Origin of the sequence: Bacillus sp. PAMC28748 (assembly GCF_014250415.1) — a bacterium.
Taxonomy (GTDB): Bacteria; Bacillota; Bacilli; order Bacillales; family Bacillaceae; genus Bacillus; species Bacillus licheniformis.
In genome coordinates this window covers 2,391,333-2,413,957 of record NZ_CP060192.1, presented here as the reverse complement: position 1 = coordinate 2,413,957, position 22,625 = coordinate 2,391,333, and the positions used below count along the sequence as shown (strand labels likewise).

General features: G+C 44.8%; 22 protein-coding genes and 1 pseudogene. 8 read left to right on the top strand and 15 right to left on the bottom strand.

Translation table 11 applies throughout. From position 1 onward, the window contains the following. Positions 1 to 51 precede the first annotated feature (51 nt). Together modB and modA are read right to left on the bottom strand one after the other, a co-directional pair. Positions 52 to 708 (bottom strand): molybdate ABC transporter permease subunit, encoded by a 657-nt coding sequence (gene modB / locus H7F26_RS12305; protein WP_003180426.1) that lies wholly within the window; start codon positions 706 to 708, stop codon positions 52 to 54. An 8-nt stretch (positions 709 to 716) separates the two neighbouring features. Further along, positions 717 to 1,511 (bottom strand): molybdate ABC transporter substrate-binding protein, encoded by a 795-nt coding sequence (gene modA, locus H7F26_RS12300; RefSeq protein ID WP_003180424.1) that lies wholly within the window; start codon positions 1,509 to 1,511, stop codon positions 717 to 719. 203 nt (positions 1,512 to 1,714) lie between these two features. On the opposite strand from modA, the gene H7F26_RS12295 reads away from it, so the two are divergent. The 6 genes from H7F26_RS12295 (at position 1,715) to H7F26_RS12270 (ending at position 8,067) form a co-directional block, all read left to right on the top strand. Further along, positions 1,715 to 2,155: a ferritin-like domain-containing protein gene (locus H7F26_RS12295; RefSeq protein ID WP_009328902.1), complete on the top strand. Its 441-nt coding sequence runs from the start codon at positions 1,715 to 1,717 to the stop codon at positions 2,153 to 2,155. A gap of 122 nt (positions 2,156 to 2,277) precedes the next feature. Continuing rightward, positions 2,278 to 2,919, top strand: a complete 642-nt coding sequence (locus H7F26_RS12290; protein WP_044051832.1) for a response regulator transcription factor — start codon at positions 2,278 to 2,280, stop codon at positions 2,917 to 2,919. Continuing rightward, positions 2,916 to 4,283 (top strand): sensor histidine kinase, encoded by a 1,368-nt coding sequence (locus H7F26_RS12285; RefSeq protein ID WP_017474228.1) that lies wholly within the window; start codon positions 2,916 to 2,918, stop codon positions 4,281 to 4,283. The genes H7F26_RS12290 and H7F26_RS12285 overlap by 4 nt, the downstream gene beginning before the upstream one ends. Before the next feature lie 82 nt (positions 4,284 to 4,365). Next, positions 4,366 to 5,607 (top strand): cell wall-binding repeat 2 family protein, encoded by a 1,242-nt coding sequence (locus tag H7F26_RS12280; RefSeq protein ID WP_017474229.1) that lies wholly within the window; start codon positions 4,366 to 4,368, stop codon positions 5,605 to 5,607. A 330-nt stretch (positions 5,608 to 5,937) separates the two neighbouring features. Continuing rightward, the gene (locus tag H7F26_RS12275; RefSeq protein WP_323054475.1) at positions 5,938 to 6,396 is read left to right on the top strand and encodes an MFS transporter; all 459 of its coding nucleotides are present in this window, start codon (positions 5,938 to 5,940) and stop codon (positions 6,394 to 6,396) included. A 51-nt stretch (positions 6,397 to 6,447) separates the two neighbouring features. Then, positions 6,448 to 8,067, top strand: coding sequence for an AMP-binding protein (locus tag H7F26_RS12270; protein ID WP_003180415.1), 1,620 nt, complete (start codon positions 6,448 to 6,450; stop codon positions 8,065 to 8,067). A gap of 43 nt (positions 8,068 to 8,110) precedes the next feature. Here H7F26_RS12270 and H7F26_RS12265 read toward each other — a convergent pair whose 3' ends face one another. Genes H7F26_RS12265 through H7F26_RS12255 form a run of 3 tightly spaced genes read right to left on the bottom strand, consistent with a single transcriptional unit; the run spans position 8,111 to position 9,204 of the window. Next, complete coding sequence (locus tag H7F26_RS12265) at positions 8,111 to 8,680, bottom strand: manganese catalase family protein (RefSeq protein WP_003180413.1); 570 nt, start codon at positions 8,678 to 8,680, stop codon at positions 8,111 to 8,113. Positions 8,681 to 8,701: 21 nt separating this feature from the next. Then, entirely contained in the window at positions 8,702 to 8,965 is a 264-nt protein-coding gene (locus tag H7F26_RS12260) for a spore coat protein CotJB (protein ID WP_003180412.1), read from the bottom strand. A 5-nt stretch (positions 8,966 to 8,970) separates the two neighbouring features. Beyond that, positions 8,971 to 9,204, bottom strand: coding sequence for a spore coat associated protein CotJA (locus tag H7F26_RS12255; RefSeq protein ID WP_003180410.1), 234 nt, complete (start codon positions 9,202 to 9,204; stop codon positions 8,971 to 8,973). Between the two features lie 210 nt (positions 9,205 to 9,414). On the opposite strand from H7F26_RS12255, the gene H7F26_RS12250 reads away from it, so the two are divergent. After that, on the top strand, positions 9,415 to 10,569 hold the full coding sequence (locus tag H7F26_RS12250) for an AbrB family transcriptional regulator (RefSeq protein WP_061565999.1): 1,155 nt from the start codon (positions 9,415 to 9,417) through the stop codon (positions 10,567 to 10,569). Positions 10,570 to 10,593: 24 nt separating this feature from the next. On the opposite strand, the gene melA is transcribed toward H7F26_RS12250, so the two are convergent. The 6 genes from melA to H7F26_RS12220 all read right to left on the bottom strand — a co-directional run bounded on the left by melA (position 10,594) and on the right by H7F26_RS12220 (position 16,867). Further along, entirely contained in the window at positions 10,594 to 11,892 is a 1,299-nt protein-coding gene (gene melA, locus H7F26_RS12245; protein WP_003180406.1) for an alpha-galactosidase MelA, read from the bottom strand. A 30-nt stretch (positions 11,893 to 11,922) separates the two neighbouring features. Continuing rightward, entirely contained in the window at positions 11,923 to 12,753 is an 831-nt protein-coding gene (locus tag H7F26_RS12240) for a carbohydrate ABC transporter permease (protein ID WP_003180403.1), read from the bottom strand. After that, a complete protein-coding gene (locus tag H7F26_RS12235; RefSeq protein WP_025808274.1) occupies positions 12,754 to 13,671 on the bottom strand; it encodes a carbohydrate ABC transporter permease in 918 nt (305 codons plus the stop codon). It abuts the gene before it with no gap. A gap of 42 nt (positions 13,672 to 13,713) precedes the next feature. Next, positions 13,714 to 14,967 carry an ABC transporter substrate-binding protein gene (locus H7F26_RS12230; protein WP_009328911.1) on the bottom strand — a complete coding sequence of 418 codons (1,254 nt, stop codon included), beginning with the start codon at positions 14,965 to 14,967 and terminating at the stop codon, positions 13,714 to 13,716. A gap of 113 nt (positions 14,968 to 15,080) precedes the next feature. Next, on the bottom strand, positions 15,081 to 16,118 hold the full coding sequence (locus H7F26_RS12225) for a LacI family DNA-binding transcriptional regulator (protein ID WP_061566000.1): 1,038 nt from the start codon (positions 16,116 to 16,118) through the stop codon (positions 15,081 to 15,083). A gap of 257 nt (positions 16,119 to 16,375) precedes the next feature. Further along, entirely contained in the window at positions 16,376 to 16,867 is a 492-nt protein-coding gene (locus H7F26_RS12220) for a hypothetical protein (protein WP_021837268.1), read from the bottom strand. Positions 16,868 to 16,972: 105 nt separating this feature from the next. Between H7F26_RS12220 and H7F26_RS12215 the strand changes: the two genes are divergently transcribed. Then, on the top strand, positions 16,973 to 17,500 hold the full coding sequence (locus tag H7F26_RS12215) for a hypothetical protein (RefSeq protein ID WP_021837267.1): 528 nt from the start codon (positions 16,973 to 16,975) through the stop codon (positions 17,498 to 17,500). Positions 17,501 to 18,354: 854 nt separating this feature from the next. On the opposite strand, the gene H7F26_RS12210 is transcribed toward H7F26_RS12215, so the two are convergent. From H7F26_RS12210 to arcC, 4 genes and pseudogenes are all read right to left on the bottom strand, one after another. Beyond that, a complete protein-coding gene (locus H7F26_RS12210) occupies positions 18,355 to 18,471 on the bottom strand; it encodes a hypothetical protein (protein WP_003180390.1) in 117 nt (38 codons plus the stop codon). Continuing rightward, complete coding sequence (locus tag H7F26_RS12205; protein WP_009328914.1) at positions 18,471 to 19,571, bottom strand: Rap family tetratricopeptide repeat protein; 1,101 nt, start codon at positions 19,569 to 19,571, stop codon at positions 18,471 to 18,473. Before H7F26_RS12205 ends, H7F26_RS12210 begins: the two co-directional genes overlap by 1 nt. Positions 19,572 to 20,222: 651 nt before the next feature. Then, a complete protein-coding gene (locus H7F26_RS12195; protein WP_003180385.1) occupies positions 20,223 to 21,476 on the bottom strand; it encodes an MFS transporter in 1,254 nt (417 codons plus the stop codon). A 215-nt stretch (positions 21,477 to 21,691) separates the two neighbouring features. Further along, a pseudogene (gene arcC / locus H7F26_RS12190) lies at positions 21,692 to 22,624 on the bottom strand (carbamate kinase). Between the last annotated feature and the right edge of the window lies 1 nt (position 22,625).

Sequence of the window (22,625 nt, the reverse complement as noted above, 5' to 3'; positions counted from 1 at the left end):
CCATTCTCCAAAACTGGGAAAAAACCGTATGAGCACTTGCACCCCATACGGCTATTTTTGCTTGAACTGCACAAAAAACAGCATCAAAAACGAGATGATCGCGATAGAGGCGACCCACATCCATGCCAGCGTCATATTTCCCGAATCGATCGCCAAGTATATCGCCGTAGGCACCGTCTGCGTCACCCCCGGGATGATACCCGCAAACATCAGCGTTGCGCCAAACTCGCCAAGCGCCCTCGCAAAGCTGAGCACAATCCCCGTCATGATTCCATTTGATGCGAGGGGAACGGTGACAAAGAGGAACACCCTCCACTCGCTTGCTCCATCAACCCTCGCGGCATCCTCGATATCGCGGTCGACAGCCGAAAATCCTGATTTTGCTGACTGATACATTAACGGGAACGCGACAACCGCAGCGGCGATCACGGCTGCCCACCAGGTAAAAATAACCGGTGCTTGAAATACGTTTTCTATCAAGCGTCCGATCACGCTCTGCCTTCCGAAGATCACGATTAAAAAGAATCCGACAACGGTCGGCGGCAGAACGAGCGGCAGCATCATTACCGTCTCGATAACAGACTTGCCTTTAAAGTTTCTGTTCGCCAGGAGCCTCGCTGCAGCAGTTCCAAGCAAAACTGCGATGATGCCCGCTGCGACTGATACTTGAATTGAAATTTCAATCGGGGAAAAGAATTCCTCAAGCATAACGGCGGTCAGCCCTTCTTAAATCCGTACTTTTCCATTGCCTTAACGGCTTGGTCGCTTTGCAGGAATTGATAAAATTCCTCAGACTGTTCCCTGTGCTTTGTATTTTTTACAATTCCGAGCGGGTAGACAATCGGTGTATGCAGATCGCTTTTCGCCGTCTCGACAGTCTCGACCTGATCTGATGAAAGGGCGTCCGTCCGGTAAACGATTCCGGCATCCGCGTTGCCTGTTTCGATATAAGAAAGGACCTGCCTTACATCTTTGCAGTAGACGATTTTAGATTGCACTTTAGACCATACGTCAAGGTTCGTCAACGTTTCTTTTGCGTATTTTCCGGCTGGCACTGATTCGGGTTTGCCGACCGCAAGTTTTTCGATTTTGCCCTCCGCCAAATCTTTGAAGCTGTTGACATGCTGATTTTTCCCTTTCGGAACGATCAGCACCAGACTGTTTTCGACCAGCTTGACAGTGTCTTTTTTGTCAATTAACCCCTGATTAACTACTCTATTAAATTTGTCCTCGGCGGCAGAAAAAAACAAGTCGGCCGGAGCGCCCTGTTCGATCTGCTGCTGCAATGCACCCGATGAACCAAAATTAAACTTTATGGAGACATTCGGATGATCTTTCTCATATACGGAGGAAAGTTCCGCTAATACATCTTTGAGACTCGCAGCCGCGGAAACCGTAATTTGAACTTTTTCAGACTTCCCCTTGGCTGATCCCCCTTTTTCCGCCTGGCAGCCGGCGAACAAAACAACCGACACCAATAAAGCCACGGCCGTCAATATTACCTTTTTCAATAGTCTCACTCCATTTTGATATGTATGTCACCATTCGGCACTAACAACCATTTTACGTCAAACTTCATTTTTTTAAAATAGATTGCGCTCTCCCCACACCATTTTGCCACATGTCCGAGATGCGCCCTTCCAGTAGGCACATGCAAGCTTCGACTTACATATAATGACAGGACGGCAAAATATAAGATATTGAGGTGAAAAACATGTGGTATGTTCAGCCGTATCATCCCGCCTATCCCGCCAGGCAAAACAACAGGCTGATCAAAGATCTAGAAAAAGCGGTAAACGGAGAGCACAGTGCGGTCGTCTGCTACCAAAAAATCGCACAAAAGGCCCCGGATGCTGAGGCAAAACAGCAAATTTTAGAAATCAGACAGGACGAAATCCGCCACTTTAATGCGTTCCTGGCATTTTATACGTCTCTTGCCGGCCGAAAGCCTGACATTTCCATTACGGAGCCTTGTCCGGAACAGTATTGGAACGCGCTGGAGTCCGCATTAAAAGACGAGCAGGAAACGGTTGATTTTTATTTGGACATCGCAGACTATGTCAAAGACCGGGCGATACGGGATGCGTTCAAGCGGGCGGCAGCTGACGAACAAAACCATGCAGTCTGGTTTTTATACTTCTTGTCAAAGAGGTGATTCAGTTCGTTCCGCCTTGATCAATATACCCTTATAGGGTATATTTTTAAAATAGCGGACTTATATTTTGACTAAAGAGGTGCTAGACATTGAACGTGCTGCTTGTCGATGATGAAAACCGGATGCTCGATCTGCTGGAGCTTTATTTAGAGCATTATTCGTGCACAAAAGCCGCCACCGGAAAAGAAGCCCTGGACTTAATAAAAATGCGCAATTTCGATCTTGTCATCCTCGATATCATGATGCCTGAAATGGACGGATGGACGGTTTGCAAAGAGATCCGAAGATTGACAAGCATTCCGGTTATCATGCTGACGGCAAAAAACGGGCAGGATGATATTGTACGAGGCCTGAACTGCGGTGCAGACGATTATTTAACAAAGCCGTTCAGCGAAAAAGTGCTGCTTGCCAAAATAGAAGCCGTCCTGCGCAGAACCCGCCGATTTCATGAAATCAGGTTCCGCGGTTTAATCTGGAATAAACAGCATCATACCCTGCATGTCAATCACCGTGAAATCAGCATTACGCCAAGTGAATTCGATCTGCTTGGAACACTCTTAGACCATATGGATCAAGTGCTTTCGAGAGACCAATTGATTGAGAACATCTGGGGATTCAACTCTGATATCGAGCCCCGCACCATCGATTCGCACATGAGAAATTTGCGGCACCGATTGAAAAAAGCGGGCTTTCCGGTTGAAGACCATCTCCGGACCGTCTACGGCGTCGGCTACAAATGGACAAGCAAAGGAACCGGAGCATGAAAAAGATTTCATTTAAGCTCGCAGGTTCATTTTTCGTTTTAATCCTTTTCATCGAAGCCGTCCTTTTTGCCGCGCTGTATACAACGATTGTCAACACGAGAATAAACGAAGAAATAAGCGCGCTTCAACTAAGAGGCAACAGCCACAGAGACGTCCTCGAAAAGCATTTTGACAAAAGGACGATAGACCACGTCACCCTGATGGAGACTGAAGCCCGGACAAACGTGATCATCACGGACCAAAACAGACGCGTATTGGCGCAGTCTGCCCCGGGAGACATGACGGAACACCTTCATTTCGAAGAACAGAACATCCCGAGGAACGGGACCGCTTTATCTTCCCATTGGAATACATCAAAGTACATTTGTACGATCAGTCCGATCATGAACGGACGGGAAACGGCCGGCTACGTCTTCATGTATTTGGAGACCTCCTCGATAAAAGCCTTGGTGGCAAGCATTACGAAGCGGTTTTTCCTCAGCTTCGGCTTAACCGGCGTCTTAACGGTCGCAGCTATTCTTTGGTACAGCCGTGTTTTAGCGAAGCCGATTATTAAACTGAAGGAGGCAACCGAAAGCATCAAAAACGGTCAGGCTTCGATTCCGCTTGATATCAAAAGGAATGATGAACTCGGAGAGCTCGCCGCATCAATCGAAAGCCTTTCCTCAAATCTCAGCAGGCTTCAAAAAGAGCGAAACGATTTTCTGTCAAGCGTCGCCCATGAGCTGCGGACTCCGATCACATATATAAAAGGCTACACAGATGTCGCGATGAGAGATAAGCTCGAACCGCAAGCCAGAAATCAGTACTTGTCGATCATCAAAGAGGAAGCGGACAATTTAAACACCCTTGTTGACGATTTATTTTTGCTGACAAAACTGAAACAGCCCGGATTTCAAATCAATAAGAAACAAGTTCACCTTTACACATTCGTGAAAAAAGAAATTCAGAAAGCGGCGGTCGCTTTTTCGGAAAAGCGAATCAGCGTTTCGTTCGACATCCCGACGGATCTTTATGTCACAGTCGACGAGGTCCGCTTTTCACAAGTGATCTCAAATTTGCTGAACAACGCCCGCCAATACTCCGATCCTGAATCAACAGCGGCCGTCACCGCATCAAAATTGGAGGACCAGGTCAAGATTACGGTAGCGGATGAAGGCTGCGGCATTCCGGAAGAAGAACGGGATTATATATTTGAGCGCTTTTACCGGATCGATAAATCGAGGTCCAGACAAACCGGCGGTACCGGGCTGGGTCTGGCCATCGTGAAAGAAATCGTCGAGCTTCATGGCGGTCAGATTGCAGCGAAAAACAGAACCCCGAAAGGAAGCGAATTTATCATCACGCTGCCTTCCGATGTGTAACAATGTCGAGATGTCTGCACCAGTTTTGCACATTTCCCGGGTATACTACTCAGTAATCTGAACCAAAAAGGGGGAAAACACAATGAAATTGAGATTCGGTTTACTTTTTGTCATGCTTGTTTTCGCGCTTCCGCTTGCGGCATGCCAAAATTCCGGCTCGGGAAACACTGGCGGACATGAGGAGCATCATACAAAGGATCATTCGGAGATGAAAGAAAAAGACGCTGATTCTCTTCCGAGTGATTTCAATAAGCGGGCCGAAGAGGGGCTCCTGGTGAAAAACACAAAGAACTCGACAAGGCTTGACGCGAATACACCAGAAGACATGAGCATCAAAACCTCTCAAACGATATGGCCGGCCACTCATAAACAAAACAGGCCGGGCGCAGTGATTCTAGTTTCGGGCGGATCATGGCAGACAGCTCTTGCATCAGCAGATTTGATCCATCATCCAAATAACGGGCCTGTTTTAATCGCGGAAAAAGGGAAAATCTCCGGGCAAATTCAGAATGAAATCAAACGCTTGAACCCGACGGGCACTTCAGACGGGACGCAAATCATGGCTGTCGGAGAATTTGATTCAAAAGCGCTTCAAGCTTTGAACACTTTTAAAATAAAAGAGCTCAAAGGGAAGAACGCGGCTGATCTGGCAAAAGAGATTGACAAAGAATACGCGGAGGCAGCCGGTGAATATCCGAAAAGCGTCATCATCGGATCATCCGAGGATGATGCAGAACTTTATTCGCTCCCGGCTGTAAACTGGATCGCCCACATGCCTGAGCCGATCCTGTACGTGAACAAAAAAGGCATTCCCGAAGAGACGGCTGAAGCATTAAAGAAAAGGGACGCCAAAGCAAACATCTATATTCTCGGCCCTAAAAAAGCGGTTTCGGAAAAAACGGAGAATGCATTAAAGGAATACGGAACAGTCAAAAGAATTTCCGGAGACACTCCTGTCGCAAATTCGATTGCATTTGCGAAATTCAGGGATAAGAACACCGGCTTTGGCTGGGGCATCACAGATCCGGGACACGGACTGTCCTTTGCATCAACCGCTGCGCCCGAGCTTGCGCTTGCCGGAGCGCCATTTTCCCATTTGGGAAAACACGCTCCCCTGCTTTTACTCAAAAATGGACAGGCAGACAGCACACTATACAGCTATCTGTCCGAGATCGAGCCTTCATTTCATGACAGGCCGCAGGACGGCCCATACAACCATGCATTCATTCTCGGGTCAGAAAATGAGATTTCATTTCGGACGCAAGGCGTTCTTGATGGCATATTGGAAATTAAGTCTGCGGATGGAGGACATTCCGGTCATTAAGAGACACAATGGAGGGGCTCTTAAAGTAGAGCCTCTTTTTTGTACCAGACGCCGTAAAAAGAATCCACCCTTCTTCATTCAGCACAATGCCTTGAATAGCTACCCCCGCTTTGACGCGTATATTGTTTTGATAGAGCGGAACTGGCAGTCAAAAAAGCAATAGGAGCTTTTCGAGAGGGAAAATCTTCTTTCCGCAAAAAAGGTATTACTTCAACACCGTCCTGTTCTGCCCTTGAATTCTTGTCGGTTCCCGTCAGCCTGTTCTATGCTCAGCTGGAGTCCAACTACCGCCTTTATCTCGAAACTCTTTTTGACGATTTCCTATTCACCTTGACTGTTTATACAGTGTGCCGCGCCCTTCTTAGCATTACGATGCAAATTCCGCTCGTCAAATGGACGGAAGGACTGAACATCAAAACGATCGTTTCCATATCATACGTATGCTACGCTGTGGCAGCGATTGGTTTCGCTTTTTCTTCATCGATCTTTTGGCTGCTTTCGACTGCGGTTTTATTTACGGCGGCAGAAAGCATGCTTCTGAATCACATGCAAACCTTTGTCTCGCGCCTTGCTCCCAATCATATACGGGGCGGATATTTTGCATTTTTCGGCCCGCATTGGGATATTTCCCGGACAATTGGACCTTTTTTAGGCGGGATGATCTTCATCAAGTTCGGCGGGGCAGCGCTTTTTCTTGCCATTGCAGGGATCATGGCTCTCGGGGGGATTGCACAATATCGAGCAGTGTCCCGGTTAAAAAAACTAGTCCTTTATAGTACCTGGTACTAGAACAAAGTGCTATAATAGAAACAGTTTTTATTCGGGAGGCAAGGAGGCATTATGATTACATTAAAAAAACAAACGATCGGCGGGCTTTTAAAATCAACCGCCGGCCGGTTTCCGAATCATGAAGCGGTTGTATATTCTGAGCTCGATTTAAGATACTCGTATCAGGAGCTTGTTGAAGAAACTTCTAAAATTGCAAAAGGGCTGCTCGCGCTCGGCATTCAAAAAGGGGAGCATGTCGCCATCTGGGCATCCAATATTCCGGAATGGATTCTGCTCCAGTTTGCTACGGCAAGAATCGGCGCTGTGCTCGTCACCGTCAATACGAGCTATCAGGCGAGAGAACTCGAGTACTTATTGGAACATTCCGATTCCACCACCCTCTTTCTGATGGACGGCTACAAAGGAACATCCTATATCAATATGATCGATGAGATCATGAAAAATCCTGAAAAGCTGCCGAAGCTGAAAAATCTCGTCTACCTTGGCAAGAACGAGACCCCTGAACATATGACGGCTTTTGCCGAGATCGCTAAAATGGGCGAAACGGTCTCTGATGCCGACCTTTTTGAACGAGAGCAGTCACTCACACACGATGATGTGATTAATATGCAGTATACGTCGGGAACGACCGGCTTTCCAAAAGGTGTTATGCTGACTCACTACAATATCGTCAACAATGCGGCGATCGTTGCCGACAGAATGGGGCTGACGAGCGAAGACAGGCTGTGCATCCCGGTTCCTCTTTTTCATTGCTTCGGCTGTGTGTTAAGCACGCTTGCCTGCGTCGCGTCAGGCGCGGCCATGCTGCCAATCATCGAATTCAAGCCGGACATCGTCCTGCAAACGGTCGAAAAAGAAAGATGTACAGGGCTGCAGGGTGTACCGACAATGTTTATCGCCGAGCTCACCCACCCCGATTTCGCAAACTATGACCTCTCTTCTCTGCGGACCGGGATCATGGCAGGCTCCCCGTGCCCTAGAGAAGTCATGAAAAAAGTGATGAAGCAAATGAATATGACGGATATCACAATCGCATACGGACAGACGGAGTCTTCACCCGTGATTACGCAGACAACCGTCACCGACACGATCGAACGCCGCGTCGAGACCGTCGGAAAAGTGCATCCGCATGTAGAAATGAAAATCGTCGATCCTGACACCGGGGAAACGCTCGGCCCGGATGAGCAGGGCGAACTGTGCACAAGAGGATACCTCGTCATGAAAGGCTACTATAAAATGGATGAAGCCACAAAAAAGGCCATCGATGAAGACGGCTGGCTCCATACCGGAGATTTGGCAGAAATGGACCGGGACGGATACGTGAGGATTACCGGGCGCTTAAAAGATATGATCGTCCGCGGCGGGGAAAACATTTACCCGCGTGAAATAGAGGAATTCCTTTATGAACATGAGGATATTGTCGATGTACAGGTTGTCGGCGTTCCGGATGAAAAGTACGGGGAAAAAACGGCTGCCTTTATTAAATGCAGGCCGGGCAAAAAGCTGACGCTCGAAGACGTCAGAGATTTTTGCAAAGGACAGCTTTCGTATTATAAAATTCCGGAGTACGTATTTCTGATCGACGAATACCCGCTGACCGCATCCGGAAAAGTTCAAAAATATGTGCTGCGCGACCGCGCAGCAGAACTGCTTGCGAGCCCGGTGCAGTAAATAAAAAGCCGAAAATACGGTCGTATTTTCGGCTTTTTGCTGTTTAAAACACTTTTTTACGGTCGCGCTCTTCCTTCAAAATTTCGACAGCTTCGCGGAAGCGCTGTGAATGAACGATTTCCCTTTCCCGTAAAAACGCCAGCCCGTCATTTAAATCCGGATCATCCGACATGTCAATCAGCCATTGATACGTAGCCCTCGCTTTTTCTTCAGCCGCTATATCTTCATATAAATCGGCAATCGGATCGCCTTTTGCCTGGATGTATGTAGCGGTGAACGGAACGCCGGCAGCGTTATGATAAAACAGGGCTTTGTCATGGTCTGCGTAATGATCGCCGAGCCCGGCTTCCTTCATCTGCTCGGGCGTCGCGTCTTTTGTTAATTTATATACCATCGTGGCAATCATTTCAAGGTGAGCAAACTCTTCCGTACCGATGTCCGTCAGCAGTCCGACGACTTTATCGGGTATGCTGTAGCGCTGGTTCAAATAGCGAAGCGCCGCAGCCAATTCGCCGTCCGCTCCGCCGTATTGCTCAATCAAAAATTTGGCAAGTCTCGGATTGCATTCTCTCACCCTAACAGGATACTGCAGTTTTTTCTCATAAAGCCACATGAACCTGACTCCCTTCCTCTATTAAACTTGCCATGGCCAAGGACTTCTTTTCCAGCTCCAATAGGATTCCGTCTGATCCGGGCTTCCTTGAATCAAAGGGCCGTATTTTGATTCAAACTTCGCTTTCAGTTTTCTGGAAAATCCGGCATACTGGTTGTATTGTTTGATGGCATCGGTATCATCGGGATGTGTGTCAAGGTATAGCATCAGCTCAACGATGACAAAATCAACAGCCTGAATTTCATGAAGCCTTTTATAATAGTCTTGCGGTAAAGAGTTCGTCACCCTCCTTACCTCCCATCTTCATACGGATTTTCATAATGATCGTAAAATACGGGCCAAAGCGTCCCTTTTTGCAGCGCCTCCATCGGGGAAAACTGCGGAAGGCCGCGGGGCTGAAAACCTAGATATAGATTTGGAGGGGTTCTGTAGTATCTTTTGCCGATCGGCGGACACGGATCAAAGGCGCTGTGAAACGGGCAATACGATTTGACTTTGGTGAATGATTCCTTGGGATGTTTCATATCGGTTCACCTCTATTTATGATCAATCTAATTTAATGTATTCATATATTCGATCTGTTATGTTCAAAAATAAACGATTAGTTTTTCTTATTAATCTTTTAAATAAATTCGTATTTTACCAATCACTAAAATTATTATATAGTAATATATAGAAATACTTTACTTAGTGAACAAAATGATTCCGCAGTAAACAGGAAGAAGGTTTTTCATTTGAGGGAAAAAAGAGATTTCCTTCGGGATATATTATTGATATTGATCAGCAATTTTGGGGGATTTCTTCTCTCATTGACCGGCATGACAATCGGCTGGATGGTCGGAACAATGACCGCCGCCGCTTGTCTGTCGCTGTTTCGCCCGTCACCGTTGAAAGCGGCGGTCAGACAAAACGGCATCCACCATGGATGGCTTCAGTTCGGCCAAATGCTATTGGGAATTGAGCTTGGCCAAAAAATCAACATGTCTGTGATTTCGATCTTTAAGGAAAATTGGCTGATTGTCGGCGTCATGCTTCTCCTTTCCGTCGTGTTCGCCATGCTGTCGGGCTTTGTCTTGTGGAGATTCAGCAAGACAGATATGCTGACGAGCTTTGTGGGAACGGCTCCCGGCGGGCTTTCCGCGATGCCGGGCATCGCTCAGGAAGTCGGAGCGAACACGGCAATCGTCAGTCTCGTGCAGATGATACGTGTTCTTCTCGTCGTCATGACCATTCCCTTTTTCGTTTTTTTCATAAATGCGAAGCATCCCGACGCCCATGCTGCCGGCAGCCAAGTGATGGCCGCGGGAACATCGGCATTTGAAGCGCCTCATATCGCATGGACTGCGTTGATCGTGCTGGGCGGATTCGGGGTATGCAAAGCTATGAAAGCACTGCGGTTTCCTGCGCCATGGCTGCTCGGAAGCATGACCGGCGCGGCCGTTCTGCAAATCGCGGGCGCCTCAATGACCGGACTCAGCACAACCGCCTGGTGGCCCCACGGCTTTTCAGTGCTGTCGCAAATTTGTCTCGGCGCAACGATCGGTTCAAAGATCAGCAAAGATATGTTTATCGGCGTCAGAAAAACGCTGATCGTCGCACTTGCCAGCTCCGTCGGACTGATCATTGCAATGATTTTAAGCGCCGCCGTCACCGCCAAAGCGGCAGGCATTTCGCTGACAACGGCCATATTGGCGTTTGCTCCGGGAGGAATCGCAGAAATGGCGACAACGTCTGTCACGCTTCACGCCGACTCTACGTTCGTCGTCGCTGTCCAAGTGTTGAGGGTGGTGCTCGTGATCGCAATGCTTCCTCCATTCTTCCGATTGCTTCATCAAAAATCGGAAAAATATACACACCCTCGCGTGAAAAAAGCCAGAGTTGAAGGCTGATCCCTTCGCTCAGGCTTTATTTTTTTATTCAAATTCCGGCAGCCAGTCGCCGTGTGCTTCGATCAATTCATCGCACATGCTTACGATATCATCCATCGATAATTCCGCAGCCGTATGCGGATCAAGCAATGCAGCATGGTAAATGTGCTCTTTTCTTTTTGTTGTTGCCGCTTCAATCGTTAACAGCTGTGTATTGATATTGGTGCGATTTAAAGCAGCCAGCTGTTCTGGCAGCTCGCCCGCGTAGCACGGAGTGATCCGGTTCCGCTCAGCGACGCACGTCACTTCGACGACGGCTTTTTCCGGAAGATTTGTAATCAATCCTTTATTCAAGACATTACCGCCGAATGTAAACGGCTGGCCGGTTTCCATCGCTTCTATGATTCTTGAGCCGTATTCGTTTGACCGCTCGTGGGTTAAATGCCGATTGCCGACGATTTCGCCGCGCATCTTTTCCCAATTTTGAATCTGCTTCTCGCACCTTCTCAAATATTCGTCAATCGGGATATTCAGTTCTTCAATCAGTTCGGGATAACGGCTTTTAATAAAATAAGGGTGGTACTCCGCGTTATGTTCGGACGATTCGGTCACATAGTAGCCGAATTTATCCATCAGTTCAAACCTGACCATGTCACCATGTTTCGTTTTCTGTTTTTCTTTTGCCCGCTTTTTAATTTCTGGATACAAGTCTCTTCCGTCTTGCTTGACTTCAAGAAGCCAGGCCATATGATTGATGCCGGCGATTTTTTCTTCGATTCGTTCATGCTTCATGCCGAGGGATTTGAAAAGATCTTTTGTGCATACTTGAACGCTGTGGCAGAGACCGACCGTTTTCACGTCCGTGTAGCGGAGAAGCGCACCGGTTAAAGAAGCCATCGGGTTTGTGTAATTTAAGAGCCAGGCGTCGGGCGCCGCGCTTTCGATGTCTTTTGCCATATCCAATAAAACGGGAATCGTCCGCAGCGCCCTGAATATCCCGCCGATTCCGACCGTATCGGCAATCGTCTGCTTGAGGCCGTATTTTTTCGGAATCTCAAAATCGATGACTGTGCCCGGTTTATAGCCGCCGACCTGAATGGCATTGATCACGTATTTCGCTCCCGCCAAAGCTTCCTTTCTGTCGTCATAGGCGCGGATCGATACCGTGTCATTATAGCGGTTTTTTAAATGCTCAAGCATATCTTTAGATTCTTTGAGGCGCTTCGGATCGATATCATACAAAGCAAATTCAAATCCGTTGACCGCCGGAACCATCAGACAGTCCCCCAGCACATTTTTCGCAAAAATTGTGCTTCCAGCTCCGATAAAAGCAATTTTAGTCATTCATATCTTCCTTTCCCCGTGAAATTTTCGCTAGCCTTTTAGCGCTCCTGCTGATAATCCTTTTATAAAGTACTTTTGCAGGAATAAAAATAGAATCGTCATCGGCAGCATCGCCATCAGCGAAGCCGCGGCCACCAAGTGCAGGTTGTTCGCATTTTGCCCAAAGAAGCCGGCAATCGCTACAGTCAAAGTCTGCACACTTTTGTCTTGAAGGAAAAAGATCGAAAACTGATAGTCGTTCCAGATGAATACGCAGGCAATAATGCAAATCGTCGCAGTCACCGGCTTTAATAAAGGAAAGACGATTCTGAAGAAAATCCCCGCCGTGCTCGCCCCGTCGATTCTCGCAGCCTCTTCAAGCTCTTTCGGAATCGTCGACCGGATAAATCCGGCATACAAAAAAATCGTCAAGGGCATATAAGCCGCCGTATTATTCAATATCGCGATTTCAAGCGTATTCAGCATGCCAAGCTCCACCACCATTTTGTATAAAGGAACCATGGATGTCAGCGGCGGAATGATCATAATGCCGATAAACAGGAAGTAAACGGCTTGATTGAGCTTTGTTCTGCGCCTGGCGAGCGGATATGCCGCCAGAGAGCCGATCACAATGAGCAGAGCCGCCGAAGCAAAAGTGATCACAGCAGTATTGAAAAACGAGCCGGCCAGACCTGCTTTATCCCATGCTTCTGCAAAATTACCGAGGCTGATTTCGTCCGGGAACTTCCATTTTGAACTGAAATCTCCCTTTGCTTTCAGCGCCGTCGTCAGCAAAATATAAAACGGAATCAGGTGAAAAACGGTAATCCATGCAGCCAGCAAAGTCCACAGCGCCCGTTTCTTTTTCTCTTGGCGATTCATCTAGGCTTCGACCTCCTTGCGCTTAAAATAGATGAGAGCCGTAAAGCTGATTAGCAGTATCAACACCGCCATGAAAACCCCCTGAGCGGCTGCATAGCCGGCATCCTGCCTCTTAAAATACAGATCGTACATAAAAGTCGACATCGATTGCGAAGCATTTCCCGGACCGCCGCCTGTCAGCGCTAAAATGACATCAAACAGCTTCAGTCCGCCGATGATATTGATTACCATGTTGATCGTGACAGAAGGCATCAACAGCGGCAGCGTAATCTTCCAAAATTGCTGAAAACCGCTTGCTCCGTCGATTTGCGCCGCTTCATAAAAATCTTTCGGAACGCTTCCGAGACCTGCTAAATAAATGACCATCGCTATACCGACAAACTGATAGGAATTGACAAATACGATGATCCACGGATTGATTTCCGGGCTGCTCAAGGCGTTGACAGGACCTGCTCCAAATAGTTTCAGCAAATCGTTCAAGGCGCCTCCTTCATAGGAGAAGAAGAAGTACCAGATATACCCCATGATCAGCGGGCTGATGATGACGGGCAAATAGACAACCGTTCTTGTCAGCGCTTTCATTTTGATGCTTTTAAACAGCAGGAGGGCATAGAGAAGACCGATGACATTCTGGAAAACCGTACTGCCCAATCCGTACAGGAGGGTGTTTTTGACGACAAGCCATGTCGCCGGGTCGGCCAGCATCCGTTTATATTGGGCAAAGCCGATCCAGTCATACGACTGTGAGAAACCGTTCCAGTTCGTGAACGTGATTTTAATGCCGCTCGCAAACGGATAAATCATAAAGACGGATACAAGCGCCAAGGCGGGAAGATACATCCACCAGAGCGATCCATTTTTCCTCACATATCTCCTTTTCACAATAGTCAGACTTTTTTCTTTAGCTAATTCGCTCATCATTTCACCCTTCTTTTTTTATCATGATGATAACGATCCTTTCTATTGTTCTTGTAATCTGCTGTATTCCTGTTTCATTTTTTCCGATACCTGCTTCGGCGTTAACGTACCGGCCAATAGTTCCTGTCCCGTCGTTCCCATGACGTCCCACATTCCGCTCGGGAGATAGACGCGGTCAAAGTACGGTTCGATTTTGATTTCTTCATATTGATCATAAAACTTAGAATAGTAGTTTTCAGCTTCTGTGTTGGTTAATGCCTGAGGAAATGAGGTGGCTTCGGCGATCTTTTTCACGTATTTGGGCTGTGCGGCGAATTCGATAAACCGCTTTGCTTCTTCGAGGTGTTCTGAGTCTTTCCAGACAGCAACGGTATGGCGCTCTCCTCCAATCCAGCTCGGTTTGTCGCCTTCATAAACGGCAGGCGTCGGCATCACGCCTAACTGGATATCTGGATTGACTTCCCTCGTATCAGGGCCGATCGACGTGACTGAGAGGGTAAAACCGATTTTTTCCTGCGCCATCAATTCGACCAATTGCGACGGTTTTGCCGTCAGGATATCTTTATTGATCAATTGCTTTTCCTGCATCTCTTTAAAGGTTTCTGCGAGAAGTGTGTAGTCGGACCAGTCGAATGTGCCGTTTTCCAAAGCTTTTTTTTCATTGCGGCGATCATCTGTGATGAGCAGCGGGGTGGCAAGCTGATCATAAAACTGAGCTAAAGCGCCTTTATCTGAACCGGCAAACCAAAAAGGAATGACGCTCCCGTTGCTTTTTTCTTTGATCGTTTCCAGCGCATGCATCAGTTCGTCCAACGTCTGCGGAGGCTTGAGACCGTATTTCTTCAAGAGACCGGCATTGTAGACGATCCCGTCTTTTGCCTGATTGAAAGGGTAGGCATATACTTTGCCTTTTTCATCCTTCAAAATCGGATCGAGGTTTGGATCGAGATGCTTCACCCAATCCATGTCTTTTAAATCAGCAGTGTATTCCCCGTAGCGGATCTTCGCCCAGCCGTGCGTATCGAACAAATCAGGCATGTCATTTGCCGCCATTTTGACGCGCAGCATATTTTCATAGTCCGGGCCGGGAAAGCTGATATCGATCTTGATGCCTTCATTTTCTTTTTCAAAATCATCTGCGATGCTTCTGAGCGTGTTTTTTTCACTGTCGTTTGTCATTGTCGAAAACATTGTGAGCGTGACATCTCCGCTCTTTCCGGCATTCTTTCCGGAGCAGCCCGCAAGTATTGCAGACAAAATGATCAGGAGAACAAAAGAGAAAATGATTTTTTTCATCAATTTCACTCCAATTATGATATTTTAATGGTGAATAAAAAGCGCTTTCATTATTTACTGGAATTTAGTAAATCCATTTGCGTCACCTCCTTGGAAAGCGCCTTATTCTACCATTAGCTCCGTTTGCTGAATCCGCAGCTTTCCCGAATAATCAGCTCTGAAGGTACGGTCACTTTCAGCGGCAGTTCCCTTCCTTTCAGTCTGTCGAGCAGCAGCTTCACACCCGTCCGGCCCATCTCTTCTGTATGAACCTTTATGGTTGTCAATGGCGGATTAGCAAATTCGGACGCTTCAATGCCGTTGAAGCTGACGATTGCAACATCTTCGGGAACCTTGAGTCCCGATTCTCGAAGCGCCCGGAGCGCGCCGATGGCCATTGAATCGCTGGCGATAAAAAAAGCTTCGGGAACGTTTTTCTCTAAAAGCGCTTTTTTCATCAGTTCATAGCCTTGCTGCATCGAATACTCGCCGATATAAATGTGCTTTGCGTTATCCGAACCGGCCATCTCCAGAAACGCAGTCAGACGTTTGTCTTCGATTTCAATGGCGCTTGTCTCCTGATCGCTGATTCGAAAGTGCTCTTTTTCTCTTCCGCCGATATAACCGATCCTTGTATAGCCGAGCGATTTCAAATGGTTCAGCGCCCTCCCCGTAGCCTTCTCAAAATCTACGACAACCGAGTCGCGCAGCTTTTCATTGTCTGTATGGTTGATGTACACGACGTTGTTGAGCGCGCCCATGCACTGCTGCAAACCGGCAAAGTTGATCCTTCCGATGACGATTAAGCCGTCGACATCGCCTACAGGCTGATTCGAGCGGATGCTGCTCAGCTGAATAAATTTCGTAATAAACGCTCCTCTTTCAAAACACTCACTTTCAATTCCCTGCCTGATGGAATAAAAGTACGGATCGTTCAGCTCTTCTTCCTGTGATTGGCAGACAACAATGCCGATGCGCGGGCTTTCCCCGCTTCCTGAGGCATATACCTCGCGGCGCCTGCGCGTGCTTTTATAGCCGAGCCGGGCTGCTATATCCAAAATCCGCTGCCTTGTTTCAGGCGCTACTGATAATGACTGGTCATGGTTCAGAACCCTTGAAACCGTTGTGCTTGATACTTTAGCCTGAAGCGCAATCTCTTTAATCGTCGCCATTTTCATCCCGTCCTGTCTTTGGAATCCGTATTCACTAAACTTTACTAAAAAAATCATAACAAACAAGGTAAAAGTTTTCAATATTAAAAAAAATAAGTTTTTTCAATCGCGATCTTTTTGGACTTCTCTAGATCCGGCTGCTGTTCCTGAAGTGCTTATAAATCGGATTAAGAGTCTATTCAATTTATGGTTTCAATATTAAGACACGGAACTTTTGGCGATTGAAATTTTAAAAGAGCAGACAGCTGCCTGCTCTTTTAGTTGTTCTTTTTCTGTATGTTTTTCATAGTTGCCTTATATAACCGCCGTGAAACGATATATGCTACATTTATTAGCAAATACAAAATAAACAAAAATAAAGATACTAAGAATACACCATTATTCCGTATAACAATCTCCTGAGAATGCATTGAATAAATCAATACATATAGATAAAAAACACAAAACATCAACAAAGCTTCAATAACAAAATTGAGAAACCCCCGTTTTTTCAATAAAATCTGAGAAAACACTACGTCTACAATCCCTACGACTACAGTGAGAACAAAAAACTTGAATAAAACGATCACAGAATCAAAAGTACCTTTTGTATTGATTGACACATCTGGTGCCAAAGCGACCAATTTAAAGACTCCGAAGAATATCAGAAAAGGGGAAGAAATAAGAAATAAACACATAAGAAGAACAACCAATATTGCAAAAATATGATCCCCAATAGAGTAGTTTTTTTCTTTGGTTTTTTCACCCATTTATACCTATTCCTCTCTTTTTGTGGTATTATATTACTTGTTAAGAATATCAAATAATTGGGGGAATTTGAAATGTAATCAAAGAAAAAAAGATTTTCTCAAGGTGTGATAACACTTACGGCCACAACCCTTATCATTTCAGGATTTAGTGGGTTCGCATCATCTGTCTCAGCCGCTGAACAAGAACAGTCAACCACATCAATTACCGAAACGACGGATGTCACATTGCCAGCTTCTCTTCAAGAATATATGGAAACACATCAAGAGCCTACTACTCTAGAAGATTCCAAAGCATTCATCCAATTTGCATCACAAACTCCAGAATTTCAAACTTACAATCAGTTAAATCAGGATGGACAAGTACATACTGCAGGCCTTATTGGTGGATCTCTAAAAGCCATAAAAGCATTTGGATGGGTTTGCAGAGTTGGGGGAAAAACTCTTAAATGGGCGATTAGACCACTCTCTCCTTCTAAAGCGAGACTCGTCGACAAATATGCACGTAAAATTGCATATGCCACAGAAAGATTAAATAGTGCTTCAAAAGGCGCTCTTGTAAAAGCCTTAGTGAAAGCCGGAGTTCCTAAAAAAACAGCAGATTCCCTTGCGGAAATCATCTTATGGCTCGTATAAAAGTAGAGCAGGCCGCTGGTCTGCTCTTTACTTTGATTATGTAATTTTGATAATAGGATATCAAAAGAAATGACCTCAAACATAGTTTCATCATTTCTTTTGTTTCTTCCATATCTAATCCCAATAAAAAAAGGAATAACTCAATAACAATCCGTGAAAACTTTAATGATTTTTAAAGTGGCTTACATTTTTGTGTTCCCACTTTCTTTTATAATCAATCATTAAGAGGGGCATTTGAATACTTCCGTTGCTCTTTAAATATCCAACAAATGCACCTATCACACTAAAGAAATTGAAAATAACAAATACTTCATGCTGGGAGTATAGTTCGGTAAAATTCAAAAGCAATTAACATCAACGTTTTGTTTCCCACTTTCTTTATTATATAAGTAAATAATACCATTAAATGGACAAATTTAGAATGGGATTTTCACTCAAAAGCAAAACCCTCAAGAAAGAGATCTTGATTTTGAATAAAAGAGTGATTTTACATAAATATCTTGTTCTTCCTTCTGGAAGTCAAAAAAGTCTTAATGTTTAATTATTGTGGAAACATCCTCGTGTTATGCAACATATTTGCTGACAAGTTTCAATTATGATTTTTTTAATAGGTGATGCCTGAGGCGTTGAAGAGATGGGGAATGATCTTACTGACAAGAATAGCTGAAAGGACATCGGAGTAAAAGTAGTCAGCACAGGTTTCGTACCTTTGTTTAGGTTGACCACCCTAAATAGTGGTGAAGAAGTGTTCATTGTCTAACCGCGTTTCTTATGCCTTAATTTACTTTACCTTCCCAAAAAAATCCGCCCTGATGCTCAGGAGCGGATGTTCATATTTGTTCCGAGTATTCGATTTAACCGACCATCTTTTCAGCAACCTGCATGTCGCCGGATGCCCAGTGAGTTTCTGCCGCAAACCATCCCGAACATACGACGGCAGCAATCGCAGCAACAATGAACAGTTTTTTCATCACATTCCCTCCACTTTTTTCATTTTTTCTTCCGCTTTAATCGCTTCCAAAAAGAAATGTGCGGCTTCTTTATAAAGTGACTTTGATCTGTAAACATTGGCCGTTAAGAGCGAAAGTTCTCTGGCGCTGTCGTATTGCTTTGTTTGAAACAGGATTTCAATGTTGTCTTTGCAGTCTTTAACCGCCTGTTCACCATCTCCTGCATAAGCCGCATATAAAATATCGATTTTGGCGTCAAATATTTTATTCGCCGCGGATTTCGACCTTTCCTTCCCTTCTTTGTAAAAGGCTGCAGCGCGTTTATGGTCTCCGACTTTAAACAGCTCTTTGATCATTAAAAACACAGCATTGAAATAATAATCTGATGCAGCATATGCTTGATCATCCAAAACGATTTCTAAAAACTGAATGCTTTTTTCCGAATTGTCCATCGCCGCATAAAGCAAGGCAAAATTATGAAGGAGCTGCATTTCTTTAAAACAGTCGCCGGCTTTTCTTACCGTATGGATGGCTTCTGTTAAATATTCTTCCGCCTCTGTATATTTCCCCATCTCTGTATAATTTCCGGCCATCGTAATATAAGTGGAAACAAGGTTCATATCATGGTCGCCATGCCCCTTGAAAATTTCCATCGCCTGCCGGGTATGGTTTAAAGAGACGATATTCTGGCCCAAGTAATAGTAGAGCTTTCCGACTTTATCGTGAAATTGCGCCACCTCAATTTCATCATGTACATGAGCAAGCTTCTTCTCGGCAATTTTATAGAAGCTGATCGCCTGCTCATAATTCTTTTTATACACTTCATAAGCTCCTGAAAACAGGTAGTAGTAATAGGATGTCATATGTGATGCAGCACTGCCGCCGTTCGTTAACTCCTCTTGCTGTTCTATCTTTTTTCCCCGCGTATCATACAGCATGATTTTATGCCGCAGTTCCAGCAGAGAATAGTAGATTAAAACCTCTTGGTCTTCCTCCATCTCTGCCAGCATCGGTTTGACTTCTTCAAATATTCGGATCGACTGTTCAGCATCATTTCTTCTGATGGCGCGGTACCATGTATTAAGGATGTTGGCGACTTCTTCCGCGGCGATCTTGTTCATATGGAGCTCCTTTCTTCCGATATTCAATTTTTTTGTATTTTATTCATTATTCATATCATACTATATTTTCCTCCCTGTATAAATTAATAGTAATAGTTCATTTTACACAGTTTCCTGAATCCCCCACTTTTCCCACTCTTTTATTAGGTCAAATGACTCTTCAATAGCTGTGAAACCGTGACTGATAAGACAGCAAAAAGCACCCTTGCTGAAAGGGTGCTTTTATACACTACTTCTTCAAATATGAATACGAACTTGTATAGGAATAAGTGAGAGCTCCTGTTAATGGATTGATAATGTTTCTACATCGCATATGAAGAACGCGGATCGAAATCAACCATCGGTGTATAACAGGATGTCTGCCCCGGGAGCACTTTTCCTTTTCCTCCAGCCGGGCTGCAGCTCAGTTCTTTTCCGTCTGTGTTTCTTTTCCCAGACTGAGGGCACTGCTTTGTCCAGCGTCATTTTAGTCCATGCTGTTTTGAAAGAAGCCGCTAAATTTTAACATCTCAATTCCGAATGGTTTACTATATGCATCTTATCAGTCTGGCTGTCGCCTTTGTTGTGCCGCTTGAAGCGCAATTGCAGTGAATGAGTCTCTTCATACTTAATCTGACTGAGCATTTACTAGAAGTCATAAGCTTTTGCTAACTAATGATGTTTAGCTGCTTTATCAACAGATGGCAAATTACTTTCGTCTATTAAATATGTTGCAATCAACGCGATTACTAACAGAGCTGCTGCAAAATAAAATCCTATATTCATACTTCCTGTAGTGTCTGTCAGCCAGCCAGTAATATATGGAGCTAAAATGGAACCTAACATTCCAACAAAGTTGTAGAATCCAAATGCTGTACTTAATGATTGCTTTGGTGCATTATTTGCTACAACAGCAATTAAAACGGGGTTAACGCTAATTTTCCCTACAATTCCATACACAATTAGTGTCATATACAGAATTGGTAAGCTATCAAAGTAAACAATTGCAGCTGTTGATAAAATACCAAATGGCAACATCATGAGCAATACTGGTTTGCGCCGGCCTAACTTATCTGACAGCCAACTAAAAAATAATGAACCTGGAATTGCTGCCCATGGAACAAGTGATGCAACAAAGGCAATATTTCCTCCGGTTAAACCGCGTGCTGTTTCTAAATAGTATGGCAACCAAGTAATAATCATAAAGAATCCGTAAATAGAGCAGAAAATAATAATATATGCCAAAATTAAGTTTCTATTAAATAAAGATGAAAACTTAAACGGTTCAGCGCTCCTTTTAACCTCTTTATCAGTTTTTGGTTTGTCTTTAATTACAATTGCCATTGCGATGCCGATAAGTACAACCGGCACTGCGATGGCAAAAAATGGGGTTCCCCATCCGAATCCCCATTCTCCAACAACATAACTGGAGATATAATAGCCAATTGAAGTACCAAAAGCCATCCCTGCATTAATCACAGCACTGCCTAATGTTAGACGGTTCTTCGGGATAATTTCGGATGATATTCCATATTGCGGCCCATAATATACCCCCTGAGCCATACCAACCATAAGCCATGCAGAGATAAACAGAAAGAATGTGGGCATCATCCCTGTAACTGCTGCAAGCGAGCCAAATAGAATAACACCTGGAACCAACACTCGTTTTTTCCCAATTTTATCTCCTAATATTCCTGCAGGAACATTCATACCAGCATAACCGATGAAAAATATACTCATAATTAAGCCAAGTTGTGCCTTGCTTAATGAAAACGCTGATTCAATATCCCCCATAATGGGGTTTAATATTGTTCGCGTTGCATAAAGAGCCACCCAACCGAAGAAAAATACGATAACAACTTTTACCCAATAGGGAACCAGTGGTTGTTTTCCTTTACCTTCAACTGATCCCGCCTCTTTTGTCATCAAACTTCCTCCTTCAACTTTTTCCACTAATCCTTTGACTTTCGATCCTAGACTTCATAGATTGTTTCTTTTCGAAATCTGTCTGCGCAGCATAAAGAATCCCATTATAAAGATTGTTCAGAAATTTTTGATCAGAATGACAGATCAAATGTCGTCATATCTGAAAAGGTGGGAATTTTAGTTTTTATCCACCTTATGAACATACACGGATCGTCTTATTTTGTTATGCGCGTCCCCGCTTTTCCGTCTAGTGCAGCTGCCGCTTGGTTCAATGAACAAATAATTGCCTCTTTACCTAACTTTGCAAATTCTATAGCCGCTTGCATCTTTGGCAGCATACTGCCAGCAGGAAATTGACCTTCTGCCACATATTGTTCTGCTTCTTCTACTGTAATTCGGCTTAGTTTTTGCTCATTTTATTTGCCAAAATTGATAAACACATTTGGTACGTCTGTCAACATCATGAAAACATCAGCATTTAATTGTTGTGCCAGCTTTAATCCTGAACGATCTTTGTCTATTACTGCTTCAAGACCATGTAATAGACCGCTGTCGTCACGATATACAGGTATACCGCCGCCGCCCGAGGAGATAACAATCGTTTCATCAATTAAACGTCGAATCTCTTCTATCCCATGGATCACTTTCGGTTCTGGGGAAGGCACAACTCGTCTATAGCCACGCCCTGCATCTTCTGACATAGCAAACCCTTTTTTCTCCAATTTCTTCGCTTCTTCCTCTGAATAAAATACTCCTATTGGTTTCGTTGGTTTTTCAAATGCTTTATCATACTTGTCCACTTCAACCATTGTTAGAAATGTAGCTACATTCGCGGTAATGCCCCGTTTTTTAATATGGTTTTTTAAAGCTTTTTCGAGCATATAACCAATGAATCCCTGTGATTCTGCGTTACAAGCATAGATCGGCAGCGGTTCAACGACATTTTTGGTAGCTTCATTTTGAGCAATAATATTCCCAACTTGCGGACCATTGCCGTGTGTAATCACAATTTTATGTCCTGCTTCTTTAATTTCAATCATATGACGTGTTGCAGAGATTACATTTTTGAATTGATTAGCATAAGTTGCTTCTTGTTTTGGCTGTAAAATTGCATTACCTCCTAGTGCGATTACTACACTTTTCCCCATT

What these genes read in the sequence shown, in the direction of transcription:
- melA (WP_003180406.1), bottom strand. Translation starts at nt 11,892, where the DNA reads ATGACTAAAATTGCTTTTATCGGAGCTGGAAGCACAATTTTTGCGAAA.
- H7F26_RS12205 (WP_009328914.1), bottom strand. Translation starts at nt 19,571, where the DNA reads ATGAACAAGATCGCCGCGGAAGAAGTCGCCAACATCCTTAATACATGG.
- H7F26_RS12240 (WP_003180403.1), bottom strand. Translation starts at nt 12,753, where the DNA reads ATGAATCGCCAAGAGAAAAAGAAACGGGCGCTGTGGACTTTGCTGGCT.
- modB (WP_003180426.1), bottom strand. Translation starts at nt 708, where the DNA reads ATGCTTGAGGAATTCTTTTCCCCGATTGAAATTTCAATTCAAGTATCA.
- H7F26_RS12285 (WP_017474228.1), top strand. Translation starts at nt 2,916, where the DNA reads ATGAAAAAGATTTCATTTAAGCTCGCAGGTTCATTTTTCGTTTTAATC.
- H7F26_RS12280 (WP_017474229.1), top strand. Translation starts at nt 4,366, where the DNA reads ATGAAATTGAGATTCGGTTTACTTTTTGTCATGCTTGTTTTCGCGCTT.
- H7F26_RS12230 (WP_009328911.1), bottom strand. Translation starts at nt 14,967, where the DNA reads ATGAAAAAAATCATTTTCTCTTTTGTTCTCCTGATCATTTTGTCTGCA.
- H7F26_RS12195 (WP_003180385.1), bottom strand. Translation starts at nt 21,476, where the DNA reads ATGACAAAAGAGGCGGGATCAGTTGAAGGTAAAGGAAAACAACCACTG.
- H7F26_RS12225 (WP_061566000.1), bottom strand. Translation starts at nt 16,118, where the DNA reads ATGGCGACGATTAAAGAGATTGCGCTTCAGGCTAAAGTATCAAGCACA.
- H7F26_RS12270 (WP_003180415.1), top strand. Translation starts at nt 6,448, where the DNA reads ATGATTACATTAAAAAAACAAACGATCGGCGGGCTTTTAAAATCAACC.
- H7F26_RS12235 (WP_025808274.1), bottom strand. Translation starts at nt 13,671, where the DNA reads ATGAGCGAATTAGCTAAAGAAAAAAGTCTGACTATTGTGAAAAGGAGA.
- H7F26_RS12265 (WP_003180413.1), bottom strand. Translation starts at nt 8,680, where the DNA reads ATGTGGCTTTATGAGAAAAAACTGCAGTATCCTGTTAGGGTGAGAGAA.
- H7F26_RS12220 (WP_021837268.1), bottom strand. Translation starts at nt 16,867, where the DNA reads ATGGGTGAAAAAACCAAAGAAAAAAACTACTCTATTGGGGATCATATT.
- H7F26_RS12255 (WP_003180410.1), bottom strand. Translation starts at nt 9,204, where the DNA reads ATGAAACATCCCAAGGAATCATTCACCAAAGTCAAATCGTATTGCCCG.
- H7F26_RS12210 (WP_003180390.1), bottom strand. Translation starts at nt 18,471, where the DNA reads ATGAAAAAACTGTTCATTGTTGCTGCGATTGCTGCCGTCGTATGTTCG.
- H7F26_RS12295 (WP_009328902.1), top strand. Translation starts at nt 1,715, where the DNA reads ATGTGGTATGTTCAGCCGTATCATCCCGCCTATCCCGCCAGGCAAAAC.
- H7F26_RS12290 (WP_044051832.1), top strand. Translation starts at nt 2,278, where the DNA reads ATGCTCGATCTGCTGGAGCTTTATTTAGAGCATTATTCGTGCACAAAA.